Annotated in this window: 19 protein-coding genes; 5 read left to right on the top strand and 14 right to left on the bottom strand. The window is 66.9% G+C overall.

The window, feature by feature from the left end; genetic code table 11:
• The first annotated feature begins 147 nt into the window (after nt 1-147).
• Nucleotides 148-1956: an ABC transporter ATP-binding protein gene (locus ACFTSA_RS10195; RefSeq protein ID WP_377951155.1), complete on the top strand. Its 1809-nt coding sequence runs from the start codon at nt 148-150 to the stop codon at nt 1954-1956.
• Between the two features lie 33 nt (nt 1957-1989).
• On the opposite strand, the gene ACFTSA_RS10190 is transcribed toward ACFTSA_RS10195, so the two are convergent.
• The 3 genes from ACFTSA_RS10190 to ACFTSA_RS10180 are packed head-to-tail and all read right to left on the bottom strand — an operon-like array spanning nt 1990 to nt 5299.
• Entirely contained in the window at nt 1990-2994 is a 1005-nt protein-coding gene (locus ACFTSA_RS10190; protein WP_377951154.1) for a glycosyltransferase, read from the bottom strand.
• A 36-nt stretch (nt 2995-3030) separates the two neighbouring features.
• Nucleotides 3031-4152 (bottom strand): glycosyltransferase, encoded by a 1122-nt coding sequence (locus tag ACFTSA_RS10185; RefSeq protein ID WP_377951153.1) that lies wholly within the window; start codon nt 4150-4152, stop codon nt 3031-3033.
• 40 nt (nt 4153-4192) lie between these two features.
• Complete coding sequence (locus tag ACFTSA_RS10180) at nt 4193-5299, bottom strand: glycosyltransferase (RefSeq protein ID WP_377951152.1); 1107 nt, start codon at nt 5297-5299, stop codon at nt 4193-4195.
• Between the two features lie 55 nt (nt 5300-5354).
• Here ACFTSA_RS10180 and ACFTSA_RS10175 point away from each other — a divergent pair, with 55 nt between their 5' ends.
• Nucleotides 5355-6503: a hypothetical protein gene (locus ACFTSA_RS10175; RefSeq protein WP_377951151.1), complete on the top strand. Its 1149-nt coding sequence runs from the start codon at nt 5355-5357 to the stop codon at nt 6501-6503.
• A gap of 57 nt (nt 6504-6560) precedes the next feature.
• Nucleotides 6561-7625: a non-hydrolyzing UDP-N-acetylglucosamine 2-epimerase gene (gene wecB, locus ACFTSA_RS10170; protein ID WP_377951150.1), complete on the top strand. Its 1065-nt coding sequence runs from the start codon at nt 6561-6563 to the stop codon at nt 7623-7625.
• 71 nt (nt 7626-7696) lie between these two features.
• Here the strand turns inward: wecB and ACFTSA_RS10165 are convergent, their stop codons facing one another.
• The 10 genes from ACFTSA_RS10165 to ACFTSA_RS10120 all read right to left on the bottom strand — a co-directional run bounded on the left by ACFTSA_RS10165 (nt 7697) and on the right by ACFTSA_RS10120 (nt 19976).
• A complete protein-coding gene (locus ACFTSA_RS10165; protein WP_377951149.1) occupies nt 7697-9700 on the bottom strand; it encodes a DUF6541 family protein in 2004 nt (667 codons plus the stop codon).
• Nucleotides 9701-9808: 108 nt separating this feature from the next.
• Complete coding sequence (locus ACFTSA_RS10160; RefSeq protein WP_377951148.1) at nt 9809-10537, bottom strand: ABC transporter ATP-binding protein; 729 nt, start codon at nt 10535-10537, stop codon at nt 9809-9811.
• Between the two features lie 3 nt (nt 10538-10540).
• On the bottom strand, nt 10541-11446 hold the full coding sequence (locus ACFTSA_RS10155; protein ID WP_377951147.1) for an ABC transporter permease: 906 nt from the start codon (nt 11444-11446) through the stop codon (nt 10541-10543).
• A complete protein-coding gene (locus tag ACFTSA_RS10150; protein ID WP_377951146.1) occupies nt 11443-13470 on the bottom strand; it encodes a glycosyltransferase in 2028 nt (675 codons plus the stop codon). Before ACFTSA_RS10150 ends, ACFTSA_RS10155 begins: the two co-directional genes overlap by 4 nt.
• On the bottom strand, nt 13467-14651 hold the full coding sequence (glf, locus tag ACFTSA_RS10145; RefSeq protein WP_377951145.1) for a UDP-galactopyranose mutase: 1185 nt from the start codon (nt 14649-14651) through the stop codon (nt 13467-13469). The genes ACFTSA_RS10150 and glf overlap by 4 nt, the downstream gene beginning before the upstream one ends.
• A gap of 111 nt (nt 14652-14762) precedes the next feature.
• Nucleotides 14763-15941, bottom strand: coding sequence for a glycosyltransferase family 4 protein (locus ACFTSA_RS10140; RefSeq protein WP_377951144.1), 1179 nt, complete (start codon nt 15939-15941; stop codon nt 14763-14765).
• Nucleotides 15938-16933, bottom strand: coding sequence for a Gfo/Idh/MocA family oxidoreductase (locus ACFTSA_RS10135; protein WP_377951143.1), 996 nt, complete (start codon nt 16931-16933; stop codon nt 15938-15940). Before ACFTSA_RS10135 ends, ACFTSA_RS10140 begins: the two co-directional genes overlap by 4 nt.
• Nucleotides 16933-18024, bottom strand: coding sequence for a DegT/DnrJ/EryC1/StrS family aminotransferase (locus ACFTSA_RS10130; RefSeq protein ID WP_377951142.1), 1092 nt, complete (start codon nt 18022-18024; stop codon nt 16933-16935). The genes ACFTSA_RS10135 and ACFTSA_RS10130 overlap by 1 nt, the downstream gene beginning before the upstream one ends.
• Nucleotides 18021-18620, bottom strand: a complete 600-nt coding sequence (locus tag ACFTSA_RS10125) for an acyltransferase (RefSeq protein ID WP_377951141.1) — start codon at nt 18618-18620, stop codon at nt 18021-18023. Before ACFTSA_RS10125 ends, ACFTSA_RS10130 begins: the two co-directional genes overlap by 4 nt.
• Before the next feature lie 66 nt (nt 18621-18686).
• Entirely contained in the window at nt 18687-19976 is a 1290-nt protein-coding gene (locus ACFTSA_RS10120) for a nucleotide sugar dehydrogenase (protein WP_377951140.1), read from the bottom strand.
• 157 nt (nt 19977-20133) lie between these two features.
• Between ACFTSA_RS10120 and ACFTSA_RS10115 the strand changes: the two genes are divergently transcribed.
• The gene (locus tag ACFTSA_RS10115; RefSeq protein ID WP_377951139.1) at nt 20134-24468 is read left to right on the top strand and encodes an FtsK/SpoIIIE domain-containing protein; all 4335 of its coding nucleotides are present in this window, start codon (nt 20134-20136) and stop codon (nt 24466-24468) included.
• Here ACFTSA_RS10115 and ACFTSA_RS10110 read toward each other — a convergent pair.
• The gene (locus ACFTSA_RS10110) at nt 24465-24836 is read right to left on the bottom strand and encodes a hypothetical protein (RefSeq protein ID WP_377951342.1); all 372 of its coding nucleotides are present in this window, start codon (nt 24834-24836) and stop codon (nt 24465-24467) included. The genes ACFTSA_RS10115 and ACFTSA_RS10110 overlap by 4 nt on opposite strands.
• Nucleotides 24837-25195: 359 nt before the next feature.
• Between ACFTSA_RS10110 and ACFTSA_RS10105 the strand changes: the two genes are divergently transcribed.
• Nucleotides 25196-25444: a WhiB family transcriptional regulator gene (locus tag ACFTSA_RS10105; protein ID WP_003804966.1), complete on the top strand. Its 249-nt coding sequence runs from the start codon at nt 25196-25198 to the stop codon at nt 25442-25444.
• The last annotated feature ends 42 nt before the right edge of the window (nt 25445-25486 follow it).

The following is a 25486-nucleotide window of genomic DNA, read 5'->3' as shown; positions in this document are numbered from 1 at the left end:
TCCTCTCATTGAGACCCTGCCGGGGCCGATTTCAGACATCCCCGCGACCCGATCCCCGGCATTGGCCACGGCCCGGCCCATCACAGCCGGAGCGGAGCCCGGCGGTAGTATGGAGGGACTCTTCCCCTTCCGTTCTGGAGTAATTTCTTGAGACAACTGCGCCGCACCATGCGCGAACTGCTGCCGCTTCTGCCTATGAATGCGCGGAGATTCCTCCTGCTTTTCGGCGTCCTCTCAGCAGTTCTGGCGCTTCTCGACGCAGCCGCCCTCGGCGTGTTCGCCCTCGTGCTTAACCAGATCCTCAAGGGCGGACAGATGAGCCTGCCCCTGATCGGGTCCATGAGCCAGGAGTTCGGGCTGCTGTTGCTCGTCGGGTCCGCCATGGTGATGATCCTGAAGTCGGTGCTGAACATCTGGCTGCAATGGGTCTCCACCAGGAAATTCGCCGATTACGAACTCGAGATCGGCACGGTGCTGTTCCAGAGCTACATCCGGGCTCCGTGGACCGAACGCATGAAGCGATCCACGGCTGAGCTGGTGCGAATGATCGACGTCGGCATTGCCAACACGGTATCGGGCGTACTCCTTCCGGCGGTTACGCTGCCTGCCATGGCGCTGACCTTTGTTTCGGTCCTGGTGGTCCTGATCGGCGCGTCGTGGCAGACGGCGCTGGCGACGCTCGTCTACCTCGGCGCCATCGCAGCATTCCTTTACTTGTGGCTCTCCAAGAAGTCCTACGAGGCCGGCAAGGTGAACCGCGACGCCGCCATGCGGATGTCCACCCTGGTGTCCGAAATGCTGGCTGCACTGAAGGAAATCACCCTCCGCGACAAGGCGGACGAGGTGGGCGGCATCGTGATGGAGAGCCGTGAGACCGCCGCACGGTCCCGCTCGAACATCCGGTTCATGGGCGCGGTGCCGAAGTTCGTGATCGACATGGCCCTCATTGGCGGCTTCCTTCTCATCGGTACCGTCGGCTACCTCATCGGAGGTATCGAAGCCGCGATGTCGTCCGTGGCGATCTTCGGCCTGGCAGGCTTCAAGATGGTCCCCGCGCTTACCGCCATGCAGTCACAGCTGACGGTTGTTCAGTCCACTCTCCCCTACACCGAGACAGTGATGCGGGACATCAAGGACGCCGCCGAGTTCCGCAAGCACGCGGAAAAGCTGGGCAAGACTCCTATCCGGCACGAGCCGAAAATGCTGGAACTCAAAAACGTCGAGTTCACGTATCCCGGTGCCGGCCAGCCCGCCGTCCGGAACATCAACCTGCAGCTGCCCATGGGCTCCTCCATTGGAGTGGTGGGACAGTCGGGTGCAGGCAAGTCCACACTGATCGACATCTTCTTGGGCCTGCTGACCCCTTCCGCCGGAACCATGACCCTCGACGGCGTTCCGCTCCAGGATGTACTGGCCGACTGGCGTAAACGCGTTGGCTACGTGCCTCAGGAAGTCGCCATCTTCGACGGCACCGTGGCCCAGAACGTCGCCCTGACCTGGGGCAGTGACGTCGACGAGGACCGCGTCCGCACCGCATTGCAGCGCGCCCAGCTCCTGGAGACCATCGAGTCCCGCAAGGACGGCATCAACGGCCGGGTCGGCGAACGCGGCCTAGCCTTGTCAGGCGGCCAGCGCCAGCGCCTCGGTATTGCCCGCGCCCTGTACATGGATCCGCTCGTTCTGGTGCTGGACGAGGCGACGAGCGCACTCGACACGGCCACCGAGGCGGCCGTAGCCCAGGCCATCAGTGAATTGCACGGCGAAATCACCGTCATCTCCGTGGCGCACCGCCTGTCGACCATCCGCAACAACGATCAGGTGTGCTTCATGAAGGAAGGAACCATCCTCACCCAGGGCACGTTCGACGAGGTTGTCCGCGCGAACCCGGACTTTGCCCAGCAGGCAGCCCTTGCGGGGCTGCACTCACCGGCCGGAGTGACGGCAGCCGGCAGCTAACGGGCCGGCCGGCAGCTGCTCCTCTGCCGGCTGCTAGGCCTTGCCGGCCGAGATCCTGGCATACAGCGTCGTCAGTCGCGGCACAAAGGCTGCCGCGTCGTAGCGGGGCAGTGCCCAGTCCCGTCCGCCCAGCTGTTGGGTGACCGCCACGGGGTCATCCAGGGCTGCCACGACCTGCTCCACCACGTCCTCATCGGTTCCCTCGATCACTGGAGGCGTGGTGCCGTCGTCGGGCCTCGGGAGCCGGGAGCCCAAGGCGGCGAGGGGGGCACCCATGCAGAGGGCCTCGAACTCGCTGGTGGCGAAGTTATTGGTTGCCTGGCCAACGGTCACGTGTGCCTGTGCCATGATCCTGTGGAAGTCATCCTGCGGCATCCGTTCCAGCAGGGTCACCCCGTTCCGGCGGGCAGCTTCGGCGCCGGGACCCCAGTTCAGGCCAAGGATTTCTGCACGGTTTCCGACGGCGGCGCTCAGCTTGCGCGCCAGCTCCAGCTGCCGCTCGACGCCTTTGTCGTCATCCCAGCGCGAGACGAAAAGTATGGAAGGCCGCCCGCCGGGATGCCACGAGGGCAGCGCCGCCGCGTCCACGAGAGCAGGAAGGAACTCGGCATCTGGACGGGCGCGGCGGGCGTTCTCCGCGGTGTCGTTGTTGGCGAAGAAAACGTGGGCGGCCCCGTCGATCGCCTGCTGGATCTCGCCGTGGAACTGCGGGTCCGTCCACTGCTTGCGGATATCGGTCCCGTGGAGGGTCAGCGCGTACGGCCGGCGCGGCATGCCGCGCTCCCGCAGCAGCCGTGCGCTCGTCCCGTAGTGGACATGCACGACGTCGGCCGCGCGAAGGCGGAGCGCCCGGCGCGCGACGAAGGGAACGAACCGTGCCCGGGCGAGGAGCGGGTTCCTTGGGGCAGCGGTCATGGGCCGGACCTGCTCCGGCGGCATGTAAGACCATTCGATGCCGGCCCTCGCCGCGGCCCGCACCATGTTGCGGGCCACGAAGGCGCAGTCGTTGAACTGAAGAACCCTGGGTTCGGACTTCAATAATTTCCCTAACGCGTAGTTGTAGACAGTCGCTTTTCAGGCACGGGCCAGCGCCGCCGTATAGGCACGGTCGAACAGCTCGCCCACGGCCTCCGGTGAGAACCTCTCCCGGATGGGGCGCGCGATGTCCTCCGCGGGCACGTCCTTGAACGCCTCCCTCGCGTCCAGCACCGCCCGTCCCAGCGATTCGGGTGTCACGTCCTCCACCAGCCTGCTGTTGGAGGCATCCGCGTAATCGCTGAAGCCTCCCACCCTCGTGGCAACGACGGCGCGGCCGGCGGCGAGCGCCTCGGCCGCCGACGTGAAGAAGTTCTCCTGGGCGGTCGGAAGGAAGAAGAGGTCGGCTGCCGACAGGTGCCGGGCCACCTCGGCAGGCAGAACCGAGCCAGCAAGCGTGACGTGGTCTCCCAGTCCGAGCTCCGCAATGCGGGACTCAACCGCTGCCCGCAGCGGTCCGTCCCCCACCCAGGTCAGGTGCGCCGCCGTGCCGTGGTCCCTCAGCCAAGCGATGGTGTCCACCGCTTCCAGCGGGCGCTTTCTGGCAACCAGTCCCCCGACGGCGGCCAGCCGGAGCGGATTCCCGAAAGAGGCAGGAACGACGGCGCCCCGCCCCTTGACAACGCACGGCACCACCGTTGCGGCGCCCGGCCGGGCAAAGCGCTGCATCTCCGTGCTCAGCTGTCCGGTAACACCGGTAACCACATGGGGCAGTCGCAGGACCGCCCGGATTCCGGCCAGCTTTTCCCACAGGGGCGAAACACTCGCCGGGTTGACCACGCCGTTCCAGTGTTCCGTGTGCACCCAGGCCCGTCCCCGGCCCGCAAGAGTCCGGGCGGCCCAGGGCAGCATCGTGACGAGGACGGAGGAGAACGCCATCGTGTGGACGGCGTCCGCCCAGGCCATTTCCCGCGCCAGCGTCCTTGCCGCCTGCACGAGCGTGAAGGGGCGTTTGGGGTCGGCAGCAATGCGCCGCACCGGTGTTCCCTCCCACAGGCCTGACGACTTCCCCGGCATGCCAAGCGCGCTTCCGAGCCGCACATGGACCACCCGCACATCGTGTCCCCGGCCGCGGATCGCCTCCACATGTTCGGCGTTGAACGGCGCCTCGGTGGGGTTTTCGTCATGGGGGTACCACGTGGCAACTACCAGGATCTTCATGTGTTCCTTTGGCGTGTCTGGAATTTTAGGCGGGCGGGCGCTACACGAGGGCCGAGGCGCTCATGAACCGGAAGGGGGCTTCCGGGTGCAGCACCCTGGTGACGTCGCGGGGCACCCACGTCTGCGGGCTGGTAAAGCGGCGCCGGGCCCTGGCCAGCGACTTCATCACGTCCACGTCCGGTTCCTCGCGTGCGACGGCGTCGAGCAGTTTTCTGTCCGCCAGCGAGAGCGGACGGGCAGCATGCGGCGCACGGAACAGCAGCTTCCGCAGCTCCTGGGCCATCTCCCGCGCGTCCTCCTTGTCCCATGTCCCGGCCTCGGCCCGCAGCAGGACGTGCCCAAAGACGTGCACGCGGATAATCTTGGTAACGATCGCTTCCCTGGCGCGCTGCGGAAGCCCCGCAAACCACTCGGACAGCACGAGGTCGGTGGCGAAGGCCAGGTCCTCCGTGACCGGCCGCGGGGTGTGGGTCACCCGGACGGCGGCGTCGGCGTGCACGAGGTAGCGCGGCAGGCCCCGCCCGTAGCTGATTTTGGCGCCGGAGAACCACAGCTTCGCGGAGAAGGACTGGTCCTCCCCCGTGGCGTAGCGCGGCGGGAACGTGAGGCCGAGTTGCCGCACGAGTGAGAGTTTCAGCAGGCCCAGCGGCGCGGTCCGGTACGTGAGTCGGTCCGCCACCGGATCCAGGTGGCCGCGCCGGGTACGCCGGACCACCGGGGTGCGGATCACGCCGCCCCCTGCATGCGCCATGGGGGCGATCAGGACGTCGGCCCCGCCGCGTTCGGCAGCATCCACCCACTGCGCCAGGGCGCCGGGTTCGATGGAATCATCGCTGCCCATAATGGCCACCCAGGTGCCGGTGGCTTCGGCAATGCCGTGGTTGAAGGGACCCGCCGGGCTCTTGATGCCGTCCACGTAGTGCAGGAAGCGGACCAGCTCCCGGTGTCCGGGAGCCACGCGGTCCCGGATCGGTTCCACGTCCGTGTTGTGGCAGACAACGTTGATCCGCAGGCGCCGCGGCGCTCCGGCCTCCGCGGCCAGGCCGCCCTCCAGCAGGGACGCAACGGCGCGCCCCACCGGCCGGTCCGGGGTGTGCACGGCAATCACCACGTCGAGCAGCACGGAATCCTGTGTTTTGTTGTCCACCCAGTAAGGTTATCGCGGGTCCAATGAAACCTTGCCGAGGAGCACGCACACCCCCATGAGCCAGAGCATCGAAGTGGTCATTCCCGTCCATGATGTAGAACGACCCTTCAAACGCGCTGTCAGCTCCGCCCTGGCACAGCGGGCCGAGTTGTCCCGGCTGGGCGTTGAGCTCCGGGTGACAGTGGTGCTGCACAACCTCGGCGCCGCAGCCGCGGAGGTCAGCACGGGCGCCGGGCCTGCGGCCGGCGACGCCGAGTTCGACGGCGTCACCTGGCTGACGTGCGACGACGGCGTCAGGTCCCCCGCAGGACCCCGCAACCGTGCGCTGGACGCAACCACGGCAACGTTTCTGAGCTTCCTTGACTCGGATGACCACCTGGAGCCCGGTTCCCTGGCCGCGTGGTGGAAGGCAGCCCAGCCGAACAGCGCTTCCGTGGTCATCGCGCCGCTGCGCACCCCGGAAGGAACCATCCTTCCGGCGCCCCGCATCCGGCCTTCGAAGCCGGCCGTCCTGGATCCCCTCAAGGACGGGCTCGCCTACCGGAGCGTCCCGTACGGACTGCTCCGGCGCTCCGCTCTCACCGACGTCGGCTTCCGCTATGCGGAGGGGCTGCGGACCGGCGAGGACATCGAGGCAACCCTAAAGCTCTGGTTCCGCTCCGGCCCCGTCTGCTACCCGTACGGCGCCCCCGCTTATCACCAGACCGACGACTCCGGCGCCGGCCGCGTCACCAGCTCCCTGAGCAGCCTGGCGGACGAGTTCAGGTGGCTGGAGCGGCTGCTCGCGTCCGAATGGCTGCAGCAGGCCACGCTGGCTGAGCGCAGGGCCGTGGCACTGAAGGTTCTGCGGGTGCACGGCATCGGTGCGCTGCTTCGCCGGGCCGGCGCCTCCGGCGTCCCGGATAATGCCCTGTGGAATGAGGCGGAGCGTGCCTACTGGGCGGACATATCCTCCCGGCTGTACGCCTTTGCCGGCGGCCAGCTGCCGGAACTGAGCCGTCGGGACGCGGAACTGACCCGGGCGGCCGCCGCAGCGGCCGATGTTCAGTCGCTGCGAACCGCCGTCGAACGCCACCGGACGGCGGGCCGCCTGGGTGATTTAGTCCCGGCGCGTCCCGCCGCGATCCTGTCCCGGGACTCAGTGCTGCGGCACTACCTGATGGAACGGCAGCGCGCCCGGGCCGGCGTCTTTTCCCCGTCCTGACCCCGTGCAGGCGGCCCCGGGCGGAAATCTGCGCGGCCTGCAACTAAACTGGAACCCATGCGAATTCTCAGCGTCGTTGGCGCACGTCCCCAGTTTGTGAAACTTGCGCCGATTGCGGCGGCCATGAAGGGCCAGGCAGAACACCTGATCGCCCACACGGGCCAGCACTATGACGAGCTCATGAGCGATGTGTTCTTCCGCGACCTCGGCATCCCCGCACCGGACTTCAACCTTGGCGTGGGCTCGGGCAAGCACGGAGCCCAGACCGGTGCCATGCTGCACGGGCTCGAAGAAATCCTGGAACAGTCTGCCCCTGATTGCGTCCTCGTTTACGGTGACACCAACTCCACCCTCGCCGCGGCCATCGCCGCCATCAAGATGCACATCCCTGTCGCGCACCTTGAGGCGGGCCTGCGGTCCTTCAACCGCCGGATGCCCGAAGAGCACAACCGTGTCCTGACCGACCACAGCGCCGACCTCCTGCTCGCCCCCACCGAGGTGGCTGTCAAGCACCTCGCCACCGAGGGCCTCGCCGAGAGGACGGTCCTGGTGGGAGACGTCATGACCGACGTCCTCTTCAAGGTCCGCGACATGCTCGACGGCGGCGACCAGCCCCTCCCGGTCGACGCGGCCCCGGGCGAATACTACGTCTGCACCATCCACCGGCCGGACAACACCGATTCCCCGGAACGCCTCTCCGCCATCGTCGGGTCCTTGGCCAGCCTGCAGAAGCCGGTCTTCCTGCTGGCCCACCCCCGGCTCGTCAACCTTGCGGCCAAGCACGGCATTGAGCTGGAGCAGGGGGCGGTGCGCGTTGCGTCGCCGCTCGCCTACCCGCAGCTGGTCCACGCCGTCCGGAACAGCGCCGGCGTCATCACCGACTCCGGCGGACTGCAGAAGGAAGCCTTCCTGCTCCGCACCCCTTGTACGACGATCCGCCCCGAAACTGAATGGGTGGAGACCGTCGAACTCGGCTGGAACGTGCTGGTGAGCAAGGACCTGACCGTCCTTGCGGACACGGTGCAGCGTCCGGCGCCGGCGGCGACGGATGCCACTCCCTACGGCGACGGCCATGCCGCCGAACGCACCGTGGCAGCCCTGATTGAGGCCTTCGGAAGCTGACAAGCCCTTAAGAACAGAGACCTCCGGAACCGGCGCGGGACGCCCGTTCCGGAGGTCTTCCTTTTGCAGTGCTAGCTGCAGGCCACCACTTTGAACAGCTTCGCGTTGCCCTGCTGGTCCACGAGCTGGACCGCTCGCGAGGATGCGAGGTTCTGCAGGCCCTGGTACGTCCTGCTCTGCGGGTGGTTCAAGAGATACTGGGTGCCAAAGTCCAGGGCGTAGGAAACCTTCGTCGCCTTCACTGCGTCACACACCGCGGGTGAGGTGCCCGCGTCCGCGAGGGACTCCGCCACGACCCGCATGCTCTTGCTCTCCCGCTGGCCCATGTGGAATTCGAGCACCTTGCGGTCCGCGAAAGCGTAGGCAAGCGAGCCGCCGTTCCACGGGTTCACCGCGATGACAGCGTCCTCGGGAACCTCGGAATCAAGGCGGTCCAACAGGGCATATTCGTCGGATGACAGGATGGAGTCCTTCGTGTCGCGCTCGAAGTAGTACTGGCTGGACGCCACATATCCCCGCACCGGACCGGCCTGCGCGGCCCAGCCAAGGGCAAGGCAGACCGCCAGGATGCCGGCGAAGCCCGCAACGCCGGTCAGCCGCAGCCGGCGGATCCCAGCGGTTGGCAGCTTCAGGGCAAGGACGCCGGCGGCCGCCTTGGCGGTGTCAGCCGTGGCCAGCACGCCCAGGGCGGCAAGCACCACGGCGAAAATGGGAAGGTAGGCCGCGAGGCGGTAGGTGTCCTGGTACCAGGTTCCGGTGAAGAACGCCCGGGCCCAGCCGGCGGCAAAACCGGCGTCCACAACGTACAGGAACCCGGCCACGACGTAGCACCCAAGCAACCAGAGCTGTGTCCGCCGCCGAATGATCCTGGCGATGCCAATCAGCGCCAACACCGAAATCAGGACAGCGGCGTCCGTCTTCATGGGCCCGTTCGCAATCACTTCGCCGATGGCCCCGGGCACCGTCTGGTGCGGGGTCCAGCCGTTGTACGGCGCCGGGCGGAGCTTCTGCCACGCCACCACAACGGCAACCGCGCCCGCCACCGTGGCAAGGGCGACGACCGCGAATTTCTTCGGCGCCGCCTTGGTACGGATCAGCTCCCGGAAGTAGCGGAAAAGCCGTGCCAGAATGACCGGAATGCTGAAGGCCAGAAGTGCGTTGACGGCGCTCATGTGCGACAGGGCCAGCCCGGGAACTGCCACGAGGAGGGCAAGCCAGGCCCGCAGCGGAGGTTCACGGAGCGTCGGTGACAGCCGGCAGACGAAGATAACCGCGGCGACGCCGGCGGGCAGCGCGCTGACGGAGAGCAGATTGGGGAACAGCGGACCCCACACCAGCAACAGGTACGGAAAGGCGAGGAAACCCGCCGACAGGACGCCCGCGGCCATGAGGCCAACAGGGCGCGGCCCAATGACAACACGCGTCAGGAACACCACGGAAACGGGCCAGATTACCGCCGAAGCCACGAGGTTGACGGCGTTCACCGAGACAGGCACGGACGCGCCGGTCAGCTGGGTCACGAGGGCGGCCAGCGAATGCCACACCGCGGGATACACGGAAGAGAGCCCTCCGGTCCCGCCGGCCATGCTGCCGAGGTTCAACGTTGAGGCGTTGCCCGTGTCCAGCACATAGCGGACCGCGTTCAGATGGAAGACGTTGTCGTAGCGCTGGGAGATATTGTCGGGTTCACCGATCAGCTGGATGACCCGGCGGGCGATGAGCAGTGCACCGACGGCAACACCGATGGCGCCGGCCGCCAGGGTCGGCCAGCCGTCACTCTGCTGCACCGCATGCTGGAGAGCCGTGGCCTCCTGGCGCCGCCATGGGCGGCGGGTCACGGCCCATGCTGCCACGGACGCCAGGGCAGCGGTTCCAAGCACGACGCCGATCCCCCACTCCAGGTGGACGAACGGCGCGAGTACGGCGCCAACGCCCGCGATCGACAGGGACAGCACGGGAGCCAGTCCCAGCAGGCTGGTGCGCCGGAACCCGAGAGACCAGGCAAGCGCAGCACCGGGAAGGAGAACCACGGCCCCGGCCGCTAGCAGGGCCGGCAGCGAAGTCAGCCAGGACAATTTTCCTCCAAGAGTGATTACGGATCGGGCCGGGTTCGGCTGGGCGGTCGCAGCGGTGAAGCTTGCGGCAGCAGTTGAAGCTTACGGCAGTGCGAGGATTGCGGGACGCTAGTTTCCGCGGAGCCGGCTGATCACGTCAGCCACCGGGCCGTCCATGATGACCCGCCCGTGTTCCAGAAGCACTCCGCGTTCGCAGACATGGGCCACCAGGTCGAGGTCATGGCTGACCACCACCAGCGTCTTGCCGGCCGCCGCGAGTTCCTTGATCTTGGCGAGGCACTTCTTTTGGAAGGGCTCGTCGCCCACGGCAAGGATCTCATCAACCAGGAACACGTCGGGGTCCGTGTGGACTGCCACCGAGAACGCCAGCCGAAGGTACATTCCCGAGGAGTAGAACTTCACCTCGGTGTCGATGAACTCCCCGATCTCGGCAAACTCGACGATGGAGTCGAATTTTTCCTTGATCTGGGCTTCTGTCATCCCGAGGATCGCGCCATTCAGGAAGACGTTGTCCCGCCCCGAGAGGTCAGGGTGGAACCCTGCGCCCACTTCGATGAGGCCGGCGACGCGTCCGCCGGTGCGGACGGTGCCGGAATCGGGGAGCATGACGCCGGAGATGTGCTTGAGCAGCGTTGACTTTCCTGAGCCGTTCAGTCCCAGGAGGGCCACCGTCTCGCCGTGTTCGACGTCGATGGACAGGTCCCGGAGGGCATGGAACTTCTTCGACAGATCACCTTTGCGGCCCCGCAGAAGCCACACGAGGGCTTCCTTGAGTGACCGGGTGTGCCGCAGGACGAACTGCTTGTTGATGTTGCGGATTTCAATTGCGGTGGTCAAGGCTCACAGCTCCTGTGCGAAGCGGCCCTCGAGCCGCCGGAAAGTCCACTGGCCGAGGAAAAGGATGGCAAGCGAGACCAGCAGCCCCACGGGAACCCACACGGTGACCAGATTGGGCGGGCTTCCCTCTGCCCCGGCCGTGGTGGGCAGCCAGAAGGCATGGTGGAAGCACTCCACCGCTATCGTGATCGGGTTGAGCTGGTAAACCGCGAACCAGGTTTCGCCGGCCTTGTCCAGCACCATCCGCCAGGAGTACAGCACCGGGGCAACCCAGGTGGCGATCAGCAGAATCAGGTCAACGAGGTTCTCCGAATCGCGGAAATACACGTTGACCGAGCCGAAGAAGAGGCCCAGACCGGTGGCAAGCAGCGCAATCATGACAAAGCCCGCGACGGCCGTGACCGCCTCCAGCAGGCCGGGACGCCAGCCGCTGAACAGGCAGGCCACCACCAGGACGAACAGCTGCGGGAAGAAATGGACCGCCGAGACCCACACCGAGGACACCGGAAACAGTTCCCTCGGCAGGTAGATCTTGTTGATCAGCCCGCTGTTGTTGACGATCGACCGTGTAGCCGTGCTCAGGGACTCCGTGAAGAAGTTCACCAGGATGATGCCGGAAAACAGGTAGACCGCATAGTTGGGCAGCCCTCCCCTGTTGGTCGGGCTCTGCTCCAGGCCCAGGAAAACACCCAGGGCAATGTAGAAGGCGATGAACTGGACCCCGGGCTTGACGTAGGTCCACAGCAGTCCGAGCACCGAACCCCGGTACCTGATCCTGAGCTCCTTGCGGACAAGGAGCTTCAGGAGGAACCGGGAACGGAACACGTCAACGAGCCCGTTCCCGGTTCCCGGAGCCACCAGCGCCCGGCCGGCGTCCTGTTGGATAGGAGAGGTGCGTCCGTTTGTCACTGACCGGGCTTCTGCTGGTCAGCCTCGGAGCCGGAGTTGGCCGCGAAGGTCTTGCGCCAGGCATCCGGAGACGTGAAGTTGGGCAGTTCCTTCTTGTAGGACGCGGAGAGGTCGTCCCACCGGGCCAGCACGCGGGTGTGCAGGGCAAGGCTGCGCAGCAGCTCTTTGCGGAAGCGCACGTTGTCGCGGCGGTACCAGGAGGCGCCTGTGCCGTCGGATGCCGACACCAGCGCGGAATCCAGGTGCGAAAGGCGCCACCAGCGGGCGTCGGCCGCCGGTACCACTGCCTCGGGGTGCTCAGCTGCGGCCGGGTCCACGGGGCGGAGCTGGCGGATCGCGCCGGACAGGGCGCTGGACAGGGTCTGCGCGAAGTTCTTGGGCCGGGTGGGAACCATGCCGAACTTCGGCAGGTGCAGCCGCTTGACGGCAGGGAACGCGGTGATGTCCTTGCTGACCTGGGCATCCGGGAATTCCGAACGGACCTTGCGGATCTCGGGGAGTTTGCCGCCGATGGTCCGGTGCAGATGCGAGGGCCCGTCGAGCAGGTCCTTGAGCGCACGGTTCCGCAGCTCCACGGCCGAGTACTGAAGGGAGAGCAGGTGCCGGACATCCTGGAGGAAGCTCTCGATGGGAAGGCGGCCGCCCTTTTCGTACTGCGAGTACAGCATTGCCGCCACCCAGCGGTTCCGCTGGTGGAAGTAGGCCTGCCAGTCGATGGTGTCGTCTTTTTCGGTCCAGGGCATGTGCCAGACGGCAGCGCCGGGCAGGCTCACCGTCGTGTAGCCGTTTGCCTTGGCACGGATGCCGTACTCGACGTCGTCCCACTTGATGAAGACGGGCAGTGCCAGCCCGATTTCCCTGATGATCGACGTCGGGATCAGGCACATCCACCAGCCGTTGTAATCGACGTCGATCCTGCGGTGCATCCACGGGGTGGTGCGCAGGTTGCTGGCCGCGAAGTCATGGGCGCTCTGACCTTCGGACATCGGCTCGTACTGGAACCGGTACTCGTTGATGCCCTCGCCGAAGTTGTGGATCACGGAGCGTTCAAAGAGGTTGAACATGTGGCCGCCCACGATGGTGGCGCTGCGGGTGAAGTCGGCGAAGTTGACGGCCCGGAGGACGCCTTCGGTCTCCACGACGACGTCGTCGTCAAGGAGCATGACGTACTTGCTCTCGCCGCCCTCGACGGCCTCGTGCATGCCCCGGGCGAAGCCGCCGGATCCGCCGAGGTTGCCCTGCTCAACGAGCTTGAACTTGTCGCCGAGCACAGCCGCGGCTTCGTCGAAGCCGGGCTCGTCGCGGACCTTCTGGTTGCCTTGGTCGGTGACGATCAGCCGGTCCATGACCGCCAGCAGGTCCTCGGATTCGGCGAAGGTCCGCAGGTGCTTGACGCAGTAGTCCGGCCGGTTGAACGTGGTGACCGCGATGGACAGTGAGCCGGGGGTGAACCCCTCGGGCTGGGGCACAGACCAGTCGGCCTGCTTCAGCTTCACATCGTCGCCGTGGGCGACGAGGTCGAACCAGTACCAGCCGCCGTCGGCGAACGTGGTGAGCGAAAGGTCGCAGGTGGCCGTGGTGCCGCCCGTGACGTGCAGGCTCTGGACGCGGTTCGAGCTGCCGCGGGGGCTGGACTTGTAGACGATGACCGTAGCCTCGGCGTCCACCTCGATGCTCAGGCGGACCTGCTGCACGTCGGTGTGGGCCCGCCAGTAGCTGGCCGGGAACGCGTTGAAGTACGTTCCGAAGGAAACGCGCCGGTGCGCTGGCAGGGACAGTTCGCGGCGGCCAAGGATGAAGTCCGAACGCATCTCGCTGCGCTGGGACACCAGGGGTGAGGCTGCGCTGCGCTTGCTGCTGGTGTCCTGCGACTCCACCACACGGCGGGCGGCGTCGAAGTCGACGTACAGCGGGAGGGTGTCGGTATCGCCGTCGACCGGGAAAACAACACGGTGGACTGTCTTCCACACGGTCCCGTCAGTGCCCGGTTCGGTTCCCTGCCGGAACTCCGTCGCTACGCTCATGCGTCTACTCCTCCGCTTTCCAGCTTCGCGCCGCCGCTGAAGTGCGGCTTGATCTTGTTATCGAACATGCTCAGGGCCGATCCAATGGCCATGTGCATGTCGAGGTATTTGTAGGTTCCCAGCCGGCCGCCGAACAGCACGGATTCCTCGCCCCTGGCGAGGTCGCGGTAGGCCAGGAGCTTCTCGCGGTCGACGGCGGTGTTCACCGGGTAGTAGGGCTCATCGCCCTTCTCGGCAAAGCGGGAGAACTCCCGCATGATGACCGTGGCGTCCTTGGTGTACTCACGCTCAGGATGGAAGTGCCGGAACTCGTGGATCCGGGTGTACGGGACGTCCTCGTCCGGGTAGTTCATCACCGAGCAGCCCTGGAAGTCCTCGATCGGGAGGACTTCTTCCTCGAGGTCGATGGTTCGCCAGGACAGGTCGCCCTCGGCGTAGTCGAAGTACCGGTCCACTGGGCCGGTGTAGATGACCGGCACCTGGCCGCGCACGGCGTCCCGGCCGAATTCGCCGCCGTCGAAGAAGTCGGTGTTGAGGTGGACCTCGATGTTCGGGTGGTCGGCCATCCGCTCGATCCACGCCGTGTAGCCGTCAACGGGCAGGCCTTCATACGTGTCGTTGAAGTAGCGGTTGTCGTAGTTGTAGCGGACCGGAAGCCGGGAAATGATTTCCGCGGGCAGGTCCTTGGGGTCGGTCTGCCACTGCTTGCCCGTGTAGTACTTGATGAACGCCTCGTACAGGGGCCGGCCGATCAGCTGGATCCCCTTGTCGTTCAGGTTCTGCGGGTCGGTGCCCGCGAGTTCGCCGGCCTGCTCCTGGATGAGGGCGCGGGCCTCGCCCGGGCCCATCGAGGACCGGAAGAACTGGTTGATGGTGCCCAGGTTGATGGGCATGGAATACACCTCGCCCTTGTGGCTGGTGTAGACCTTGTGCTGGTAGTTGGTGAACGCCGTGAAGCGGTTGACGTACTCCCAGACGCGCTCGTTGGAGGTGTGGAAGAGGTGGGCACCGTACCGGTGGACCTCGATGCCGGTCTTGGCCTCATTTTCGCTGTACGCGTTACCGCCAATGTGGTGGCGGCGGTCCAGGACGGCGACCTTCAGCCCCAGCTCCGTGGCGGCGCGTTCCGCGATTGTCAGGCCAAAAAAACCCGAACCGACTACGACGAGATCAGCGTTCACAACTCTCCTGTGTGTTTTGGTGGCAGGGTTCAGCAGCCCTATCTGCCGGGTCTAGACTACCCGAAGTTAAAAAGCGTCCCGTATTCCGGGGTGGCTGGCGCATGCCGCAAACTATGCCCGGGATGGGGCGGCGGCGAGCACTTCAGCGGCGGCATGCTGCCCCGAGGTTGCCAGCGACGCGTGCTGCAAAACCCAGCCAGCCCTGGCGTCCCGGCCGTCTGCGTTGCCGCCGGACTGTACCGCAGACGCCACACGGCACATGGCCGCGGCAACGCTGTCCACGTCGTAGCTGGCCGCTTCGCCGAGTCCGTTGCCGGAGACGAGCGCCGCGCCCTCCCCCGTTCCGGCGAAGACCACGGGCGTCCCGCAGCCTGCGGCTGCGTAGATCTTGGTGGGCTTGGCAAAGTCGTAGCCCTGGCCCGGTTTGATGCTGACCAGGGCCGCGGCGGCTCCCCGGATCCAGCGGGCCGCGTCAGCGGGGGGAATGACACCGCCAAAAGTCACGTGGCCGGGTGCCATTTCCTCAGCAAGCCCCCTGAGGTGGGGCTCATCGGCCCCTTGGCCGAAGAAGCGGATGCTGGCGCCCGGGTGCTCGGCGAGCACGGCGGGAAGCGCACGGATGAAGATGTCGGCACCCTGCCACTCGGACATGGTTCCGGTGTACACGAAGTACGGTCCGTCGGACCCGGCGGTCTCTCCCTCGGGCCCGAACACCGAGGTGTCAATCCCGTTGCCGACAACGGTGACGCGGTTCGGCCGAACGCCGAACTGCTCAACCTTCTGGGCCACGGCATCCGAGATGGCGATGACCCTGGCTGCCCGGCGCAGTGCAAACCCTTCGGCGGCCCGCATGACGCGGATGACGACGCCGGGAACGTCCGTTGCGGACAGCGCTTCAGTCCAGATGTCCGCGGCGTAGTAGACAAACGGCCTGCGCCGCAGCGCTGATGTCAGGGCCACGACAACGCCTGTGGTGGGCGGCGGCTCTGACACGACGACGTCTGCCCGCGAAAACAGCAGTCGGAAGAACACGGGCACGTCGAAGCTCATGTACTGCACATAACCGCGCACGTTGCCTCCGGCGTCCCGCAGCACGGGCCATCGGGACACCTTGTACCGGGGCCTGAACCCCGGTGACCCCTTGGGCGGCCTGGTGGTGAGGACGCTGACGTCCGCGCCCTTGGCCGCCAGGCCGTCCACGAGGGCTTTCAGCCGGAACGAGGCCGCGCCCACTTCCGGCGTGAAGAGCCGTGTTGCCACGGTGACCCTGACAGGTCGGTTTTCACTCACGAAGCAGCAATCTTCACGATCTGCCGGTTGGTGGCGGACTCCAGCACGGCTTCGGCCACGCGAAGCGTGTCCAGGCCTTCGCGCATGGTGACGACGTCGCTGCGCAGTCCGAGGACGGCGTCGCGGAAGGCTTCGTGTTCGGTGCGCAGCGGTTCCGGCTTGGCGATGGCGAGCCTGGTGACGTTGCCTTCGGAAACGCCCCGGAACGCGGCCATGGACTCCCATTCGGTGGCGACTGTGCCGTTCTCGAAGAACGTCAGGTCCGCCGTAATGGTGTCAGCCACGAAGGCACCCTTTTCACCGGTGACGATGGTGAGGCGTTCCTTCATGGGTGAGAGCCAGTTGACCAGGTGGTTGGTGATGACGCCGTTGCCCAGCTGGCCTGTCGCGGCGACCATGTCCTCGTGCGGGCGGCCGCTGCGGGTGGTGGTGCGGGCGAAGATCGACTCAAAGCGGCTCTGCGCCAGCCATGCGGTCAGGTCGATGTCGTGCGTGCCGAGGTCCTTGACCACGCCGACGTCGGCGATCCGGGCCGGGAAGGGGCCCTGGCGGCGGGTGGCGATCTGGTAGACGTCGCCGAGCTCGCCGGCTTCGATACGCTTGCGCAAGGACTGCAGTGCGGGGTTGAACCGTTCGATGTGGCCGACGGCGCCCACGAGCCCCTTGGCTTCGAAGGCGTCGACGAGGCGCTGGCCGGCCTCAGCGCTGGAGGCGATGGGCTTCTCCACGAGGGTGTGGACGCCGGCGTCGGCAAGGGCCAGGCCGACTTCCTCGTGCAGTCCGGTGGGAACAGCCACCACGGCCATGTCGATGCCGGCGGCGATGAGCTCCTCCACGGACGACAGGACGCCGAGCTGGCCGGCAACGCCGTGCGGGTCGCCGAAGGAGTCGGCGACGGCGACCAGGTCGACGCCGTCGAGCTCACGCACCACGCGTGCGTGGTGGCGGCCCATCATGCCAAGCCCAATAAGGCCGACGCGCAGGTTAGCCATCAGGCACCTGCCTGGACGAGCTTGTTGACCGCGGTGACGATGCGGTCCAGGTCGTTCTGGCTCAGGGACGGGTGAACCGGCAGGGACAGGACTTCCCTGGCAGCGGTTTCCGTGTTCGGCAGGTCCTCGGTGCGGTTGAACGAGGGCAGGCGGTGGTTCGGAACCGGGTAGTACACGCCGGTGCCGATGTTGTATTCCTCGCGGAGTGCCTTGGCCAGCCCGTCGCGGTCCTCCGGGACACGGATCGTGTACTGGTGGTAGACGTGGGACGCGCCCTCGGCAACCTTCGGCGTGCCGACGCCCTGGAGGTTGGCGGTCAGGAAGGCGGCATTCTGCTGGCGCTGTTCCGTCCAGCCGAGGACCTTCTTGAGCTGGACCCGGCCGATGGAGGCGTGCAGGTCCGTCATCCGGGCGTTGAAGCCCACGAGCTCGTTTTCGTACTGCTTTTCCATGCCCTGGTTCCGCAGCAGGCGCAGGTTCCGCTCCACACCGGCGTCGGGGGTGGAGACCATGCCGCCCTCGCCGGAGGTCATGTTCTTCGTGGGGTACAGGCTGAACATGGCGAACTTGCCGAACGTTCCGACCTTCTGGCCGTTGAAGCTGGCACCGTGGGCCTGGGCGGCGTCCTCGTACAGGTCGATCCCGCGCTCGGCGGCGAGCTTCCCGAGACCCTCGACGTCGAACGGGTGGCCGTACAGGTGCACGGGCATGATGCCCTTGGTCTTGTCCGTGATCAGCGAGGCGACGTGGTCCACGTCCAGGGTGTAGTGGTCCAGTTCGATGTCGGCAAACACGGGTGTGGCCCCGGCCAGTGCCACGGAGTTGCCGGTGGCGGCAAAGGTGAACGAGGGAACGATGACTTCATCGCCCGCCTTCACGCCGGCGGCCAGGAGACCGAGGTGCAGTCCCGAGGTGCCGGAGTTCACGGCCACGGACGAGCGGCCATCGAGGAGAACCTCGGAGAATTCCTTCTCGAATTCGGCGACCTGCTGGCCCTGGGCCAGCATTCCGGTGGCCAGAACAGCGTCGACGGCGGCCCGCTCGTCGTCGCCGATGATCGGCTTCGCCGCGGGGATAAAGTCGTAGCTCATGCGTTCTCCTCAGACTCTTTCAGGGAATTTCCGTCTTCAATGTATTTGGCGCCGGTGGCAGGGCAGACCCAGAAGCCGCCCTCCTGGCGCAGCGGCTCGCCTGCCTTGCCCACCCAGCCAAGGCGGCGGGCCGGGACACCGGCGACCAGGGCAAAAGCCGGCACGTCCTTGGTGACGACAGCGCCGGCCGCAACCGTGGCCCAGCGGCCCACCGTCAGCGGCGCAACGCACACGGCGCGGGCGCCGATGGACGCCCCGTCCTCGATGGTCACGCCCACCGGGGTCCAGTCGTGGGCGCTCTTGAGGGAGCCGTCCGGGCTGACCGACCGCGGGTAGGTGTCGTTGGTCAGGACCACGGCCGGACCAATGAAAACACCCTTGCCGAGCTTGGCCGGCTCGTACACCAGGGCGTAGTTCTGGATCTTGGTGTTCTCGCCGATCTGCACGCCGGTGCCGACGTAGGCGCCGCGTCCCACGATGCAGTTCGCACCGAGGTTCGCCTGTTCGCGCACCTGGGCCAGGTGCCAGATTTTCGTTCCCTCACCGAGGATGGCCTGGTCCGAAACGTCGGCGCTCGGAGCAATGGTCGTCGTCATACTTTGGTTCCTCTCAGAAGTGCCGCTGCGGCCCGGCCACAGCGGCAGAGACTGCCGCGAAGTGCTCTAGGCCTTGCCGATAACGCGGTAAACGACGCCGTCCCACTGGTCCGCGGAGCTCACCCGGCGGCCATCGATGAACGCCTTGACGCCGGGCAGGTCAGCAGGGGACAGCGTGCGGTATTCAGCGTGGTCGGCCTGGACGATGGCTGCGTCAACGGGCTCACCAACGTGGTACGCGGTGAAGCCGAGCTTCTCGAGTTCGGCGTCCGTGTAGAGCGGGTCGTGGACCGAGACCACAGCCCCGCGCTTCTCGAGGCTGGTCACGGCGTCGAAAACGCCGGAGAAGGCCGTTTCCTTCACGCCGCCGCGGTAGGCTGCGCCCAGCACCACCACACGGGCACCGGTGAGGTCGCCGTAGGCGCCTTCAAGGAGGCCCACGGTGTAGTCCGGCATGTCTGCGTTGGCGGCACGGGCAGCCCGGACCACCGTCGCCTCGGGATCGTTCCAGAGGTACAGGCGCGGGTAAACCGGGATGCAGTGGCCGCCGACGGCGATTCCCGGCTGGTGGATGTGGCTGTACGGCTGCGAGTTGGAGGCCTCGATGACCTGGTAGATGTCAATGCCCGCAGTTCCGGCGAACCGGGCGAACTGGTTGGCCAGCCCGATATTCACGTCGCGGTACGTGGTCTCGGCCAGCTTGGCCAGCTCAGAGGCTTCAGCCGAACCCAGGTCCCACACGCCGTTCGGCCGGCGAAGGTCGGCACGCTCGTCGAAGTCCAGCACGGCTTCGTAGAACTCAACGGCCTTGGCCGCCCCTGCTTCGGACAGGCCGCCCACCAGCTTGGGGTACTTGCGCAGATCTTCGAACACCCGTCCGGTGAGCACGCGCTCCGGGGAGAAGACGAGGTGGAAGTCCTGGCCTTCAACCAGCCCGGAGCCCGCCTCGAGCGCAGGCTTCCAGCGCGTGCGGGTGGTTCCGACCGGCAGGGTTGTCTCATAGGACACGAGAGTGCCAGGGGTCAGGTGCTTGGCCAGCTCGGCGGTTGCGCCGTCCATCCAGCCGAAATCCGGCTTGGCGTCGGCGTCCACGAACAGCGGGACTACCAGTACGACGGCATCGGCGCCGGGGACAGCCTCGGCATAGTCCGTGGTGGCCCGCAGCTTGCCCGACGGCACCAGCTCAGAAAGTTTCTCCTGCAGGTGGGCCTCGCCCGGAAACGGCTCGGTCCCCGCGTTGATAAGCTCCACGACCTGCTGGTTGACGTCGACGCCGACGACGTCATGGCCCTTGGAAGCAAACTGGACGGCCAGCGGCAGCCCGATTTTTCCCAACGCAATTACAGCAATCTTCACGAGTCAGAAGCCTTTTCTCTCAGGACTGGCAGGCGGCAGCCACGCTGCCACACCCGGTTTTGCTTAACACTATCCGCTGACCGGACCTTACGCCGATTCGGCGACCGCTTAGGCGTAGCAGTCCCTTGTGCTGGGGGAAGGCGTCCGGGTTATCCACATGGACGAATTCATCGCAGCCATTCCGGCCGCGCCGTCACTAGCGTGGTGCCCAGGTTTTCCCGAAGAACGGAGGTCGCCGGTGCAGCTGGAGTGCACGCTCGTCCGCGGCCCCGGGGCCGTTTCCGCCGTCTCCGGTTCCTCTGCCCGGCCGGTAGAGCTTACGGTCGCAGCGCCGGACGGTTGCCCGGGGGCCGACCTTGACGCGGAGCTTTCGCGCCGCTTCCTCACGCGCGGGCTGACCGTAGCCGGCCTGCCACTCAGGGGGCTGACGCTGGGCAGGCCGCCGCTGGTCAATGGGGCTGTCCTGGTCGACGGCCATGGCGCCGGGTCCGCCCCGGGAGCTGCCGGCGAGCCGCCGGCGGCTGTGCTCCTCGTGGTGGACAGCGGCCCGGCCGCCGGAACTGTCCTGCCGCTGCGCCGGGGAAGCTACCGGATCGGCCGGACCAACGCCGAGCTGACCATTCCTGATGCGGATCTGTCCCGGGAGCACGCCAGAATCGAGGTTTCGGACACAGCTCTGACCCTTGTGGACCTTGGCAGCATCAACGGGACCGAGGTGGACGGCGAACGGGTGTCAAAAAAGGCCGTCGCGATCGGCTCCCGCATCCGCTGCGGCAACTCCTCCATGTCAGTTGTGCTGGCTGCGCCGCCAGAGGCAGGGAATGCTGACTTGGGATTTGCGGGGAGCCCCGTGGTGGACCCCCTGACCGTCTCGCGCGCGGCCGGGCCGGCGGGCCGGTCCGCGCTGATTCTTGGGGCCGTCCTCCCCGTGGTCATGGGTGTGGGGCTTGCACTGGTGACGGGGTCATGGATGTTTCTGGCCTTCACCGCTGTATCTGCCGCGACGTTCCTTGTCCCCGTGGTCTCGGGCGCCCGGCAGCGCCGTGAACTCAGAGCGGCGGTAGCGGCAGCAGCTGCCCAGGATCTGGATCGACGACGACGGTCGGCACCGTCCGCTGCCGTCCTCGCGCTGTGCGCTGCGTTTGACGCGCGTTCCCCTGCCGGCACCGGCCGGAGCAATGCCGCAACCCGCGGGAGCCCGGACGCAACCGGCGGGGCGGCCGAACGGGAAATGTCAATGTCCGCGGAAGAGCCAGGGCCGGGACGTGCGCCCGGCGTCTGGCTCCGCCTCGGCCTGGCCGATCAACCGGCCAACATACGTCTCGCGCCGGATCAGCCGGGCTTCAAACCCCCTCGGCTGGGGCCGGTGCCGCTGCTCCTTGACCCGGGCCATGCGGTGGTTTCCATCCGGGGGCCGGAGCCCGAGGTTCACGGCCTGGCCCGCTCGTTCCTCATGCAGCTCACTGGGTATCCGCTGGCCTGGGGTACCCGGATCGCGGTCCATGGGCCGGCTTCCGTCCTGCCGCTCGCGGCGCGGTTCCTTCCCGGCGTCTCACTCCATTCGAGGACTCCTGACGCCATATCAGCCCTGACAGACACTTCCGGCGGTACGGGCCTGCCCCGCATCCTGCTGCTCTTCGGTGAAGCGGGATCCGACGAAACAGGATCCTACGAAAGAGCGTTCGCCGGAACAGCAGACGGCGCCCCCGAGTCCGGCATCATCGCAACTGCGCGGGGGCTGGGCTGGCGCGTAATTCATCTCACGGATCGGGAACAGCAGCCATCGGAAGCCGATATTGAGCTCGGCGAGCGCGGGGCCGTGCTTCGGAGCCGCGGTTCATGTTCCCGCTTCATGGCAGACCTGGTGCCGTCGGGCGTTTTCGACCGGTACTGCCGGGCGTACCGGCAGTACCTCCCGGACGTGCCGGCCGACGCCCAATCGGTGCCTGTGCGCTGCGGGCTTGGCGATCTCCTTGACCAGTCGGCCGGTGCAACGGCCAAACGGTGGGCGGCAGGCAGGCTGGAGCCGGGACTCACCATTCCCCTGGGCCGCACTGCTTGGGGCGTGCGCGTCCTCGACCTGGAAGCAGATGGTCCGCACGTCCTCGTTGCGGGCACCACAGGTTCCGGGAAGTCGGAGCTGCTTCGCACCATCACCGCCGGGCTCGCGCTGTGCTATCCGCCGGACCGCGTCAATGTCCTCTTCTTCGACTTCAAGGGCGGGTCCGGACTCAGCCCGCTGACTGGCATCCCGCACTGTGTCGGCATGCTGACGGACCTTGCCAGCGGCCAGTTAGAGCGCACGATTGTTTCACTGCGGGCAGAAGTTCACAGGCGTGAGCAGCTGCTGGCCGCCGCCAACGCCCCGGACCTGGGCGCCTACCGTCGGTCCCCGTCCGGCGGTCCGCCCCTCCCCCAGCTGGTCCTCATCATCGATGAGTTCCGAATGCTCGTCGAGGAAGCTTCCGGAACCCTGACCGAGCTGATGAGGATCGCGTCCATCGGCCGGTCGCTGGGCATTCACCTGATCATGGCCACCCAGCGCCCGCAGGGGGCTCTTACGGCGGACATCCGTGCGAACGTCACAACGAGCATCGCCCTCCGCGTGCAGTCCACGCACGAATCGGCCGATGTGATCGGCAGCAATGCGGCTTCGGCGATACCCGTCCACCGGCCAGGCCGAGCCTACCTGGCCAGGGGCACCGAAGCTGCCGAAGAGTTCCAGTCGGCATCAATTGCCGGCCCCAGCAACGAGGATTCTGCCTCTTGCCGGGTCAGGGTGCTTGAGACCACGGCGGCCCTGGAGACGCAGCCTTCTGTGAGTGACAGCAAACCTCCGCCGGTGTCCCCGTCGGACGCCGCCAGGCCCGTGGTGGAGCTGACTGACTCCCTGTGGGCCGGGATGGGCGGTTCCGCGGCGCACCGCCCGGTGGCTCCGCCGCTACCGGATGTGCTGGCGGGGCCCTCTGACGTAGCCGCACTCACCGCAGATAGTCCCGTCCCTGCAAGTCCCGTCCCGGAAGGTCCCGTCCCGGCAGGCACCCTCTCCGGAGACCCCGTTGCAGCAGGCACCATGCCGGGAGCGGACCCAGACTGGGCGGTAGGGATGGGCGTTCTGGACCTGCCTGAGGAGCAGCGGCTTGCAGCCCTCACCTGGCGGCCGGGAGCCGATGGGCATCTCGCGCTGATCGGCGCGGGATCCAGTGATGCCGCCCATGCAATGTCAACGGCAATGCGTCAGCTCCTGTCTCATCCCGCGGAATGCCACTTCTACGTCCTCGACGCGGATGGTTCCCTGGCTGGCCTTGCCGGTACGCAATGCACCGGATCTTTCGTGAACCTCTACGACGTCCGCCGCGGCGTGCGCCTCCTGGAACGCCTGGCGGCCGAAATGTCCCGTCGGCTCAGCCGGCTCCCGGCAGCCTCCGGTCCGCCGCTGATTCTGGTCATTTCGGGCTGGGGCTCGTGGCTGTCCGCCCTCCGCGCCGGCCCCCTGACCCGCGCCGAAGAGCATCTCCAGGACATCATCCGGGACGGCAGCGCTGCCGGCATCACCGTCGTGATCTCCGGCGACCGCGAACTCGTGACGTCGCGGTTCTTTCCGGCCATCCCCAACCGCGTCTACTGCCCGCGGGGCACCAGCGCCGAGAGCAGGCTGGTGTGGCCCAAGATGCCCGACCTTCCGCCGGTTCCGGGCCGCGCGGTCGCATCAGGTGCCTTGTCCGCCGGGCGCCAGGCGGTCTGCCAGCTCTATGCCCCGGAGGAGGGAGGTGCCGGTCCAGGGAAAGCCCCGGCCCTCGGCGGCGGGATGCAGGGTCCTGTGCGGGTCAGGCCCTTCCGTGTGGACCCCCTTCCGGTGCGCCTCTCCGTAGCGGACGTGCTGTCCCGGATGCCTAGGGCCGGGAGTTCAGCTCAGCCTGTGCGCACAGCCCGGCGCCTGGTGGTCGGCGTGGGCGGGGACGAGCCCGCCCCTGCCGCGGTGCGCCTGCCGCCGGGGTCTGTCCTTGCCGTGCTGGGCAGTGCCGGTTCGGGCAAGTCCTCGTTCCTGGCATCCCTGCCGGCGCTTAACCCGTCGGTGTCCGGATGGCAGCACCCGGGTCCGGTGCCGGGTCCTGGTGACTTTTGGAGCGAGGTCCACCGCAACGCTGTGGAAGGACGCCTGCCGAAGGACGCCATACTCCTCGTCGATGATGCCGACATGCTGCCTCCCGCCCCACAGCACAACCTCATGGACCTGAACAGCCGCGGCTGGGCAGTAATCTTCTCGGCCGCGTTCAGCCAGTCACTGATGCAGCGTGTTCCGCTCGCGCTGGCAGCCCGCAGTGGCGGCAGAGGCATCCTCATTGCGCCGCGCAGTCCCCTTGACGGCGACATCTTCGGCCTGCGGATAGACCCGGATTCCCATCCCCCGCCAGGACGCGGACTGCTCGTGGCGGACGGCGCGGCGGTGCCCGTCCAGCTGGCTGTGGCCGAGGATGTCAGAAGGCTCTAGAGTGCAGGCGGATCGGACGCGGCGCGGGAGGCGAAACGAATCACACGCTTGTCGAACAGCAGGACGATGGCCGTGGCGGCAGGGATCAGCATTGCGGCGCCCGCCAGCGGGAGTCCGCCGGTGAGCGTGGGGAAGCCGATGGTCAGCACGAACAGCTGGGCCACCAGGGCACCGGCTCTCGGCCAGCGGAAACCTCGGAACAGGAACACAGCAACGGCATAAAGCCACGCCGCAAACGCCAGCAGCAGGCCGAGCGTGAAAACGGCACCCCAAAACGACATGACGGGTGCCCCGCTGGCCAGCTGAAATCCGTACCAGCCTGCTGCGGCCAGCAGGGCCGTGGCCTCGGCTGCCACGATCCCGGAGATCACGGGGACGGCACCGGGACGAACCCGAGTCGATGGCTCAGTTCCGCCTGAGCCCCGGCCCTCGGGCGTTCCACCGTCTCCGGCGTCAGCGACTGGTCCGGACGGGTCTTTTGGGGGTCTTGACACACTGGCACACTACCCGACATAGTCGACACACGGCGGGGCGGCCAGCTGATGTGATGCATCGCTCACGTTTCTTGGCGATTTCGTGGCCCACTACCCCTTGTTTACACAGCGTTAACATGAAACGCTTGATCCAGATGACCAAGGGGGCCCTCCAGGGCCCCTTTCCTATGTAAGCCCTAGTGAATATTTTCACAAAGGGCATTGACTTCCCAGGAATGGAGTGACTGATCAGCATGGATTGGCGTAATCGCGCGGCCTGCCTCGACAAGGACCCGGAGCTGTTTTTCCCCGTGGGCAACACCGGCCCCGCTCTTTTGCAGATCGAAGAAGCGAAGAGCGTTTGCCGCCGGTGCCCCGTCGTTGACACCTGCCTGCAGTGGGCATTGGAGTCCGGACAGGATGCAGGCGTGTGGGGCGGCATGAGCGAGGACGAGCGCCGTGCACTGAAGCGCCGGGCCGCCAGGGCCCGCCGCGCTTCCTAACCCGGACACAAAGCAAAAGGCGACGGCCGCGGACCCATGGTC

Origin of the sequence: Arthrobacter sp. NPDC057013, assembly GCF_042674585.1 — a bacterium.
Lineage (GTDB): Bacteria > Actinomycetota > Actinomycetes > Actinomycetales > Micrococcaceae > Arthrobacter.
Note: the sequence above shows the minus strand (reverse complement) of the source record. Positions and strands in the feature narration are given on the sequence as shown.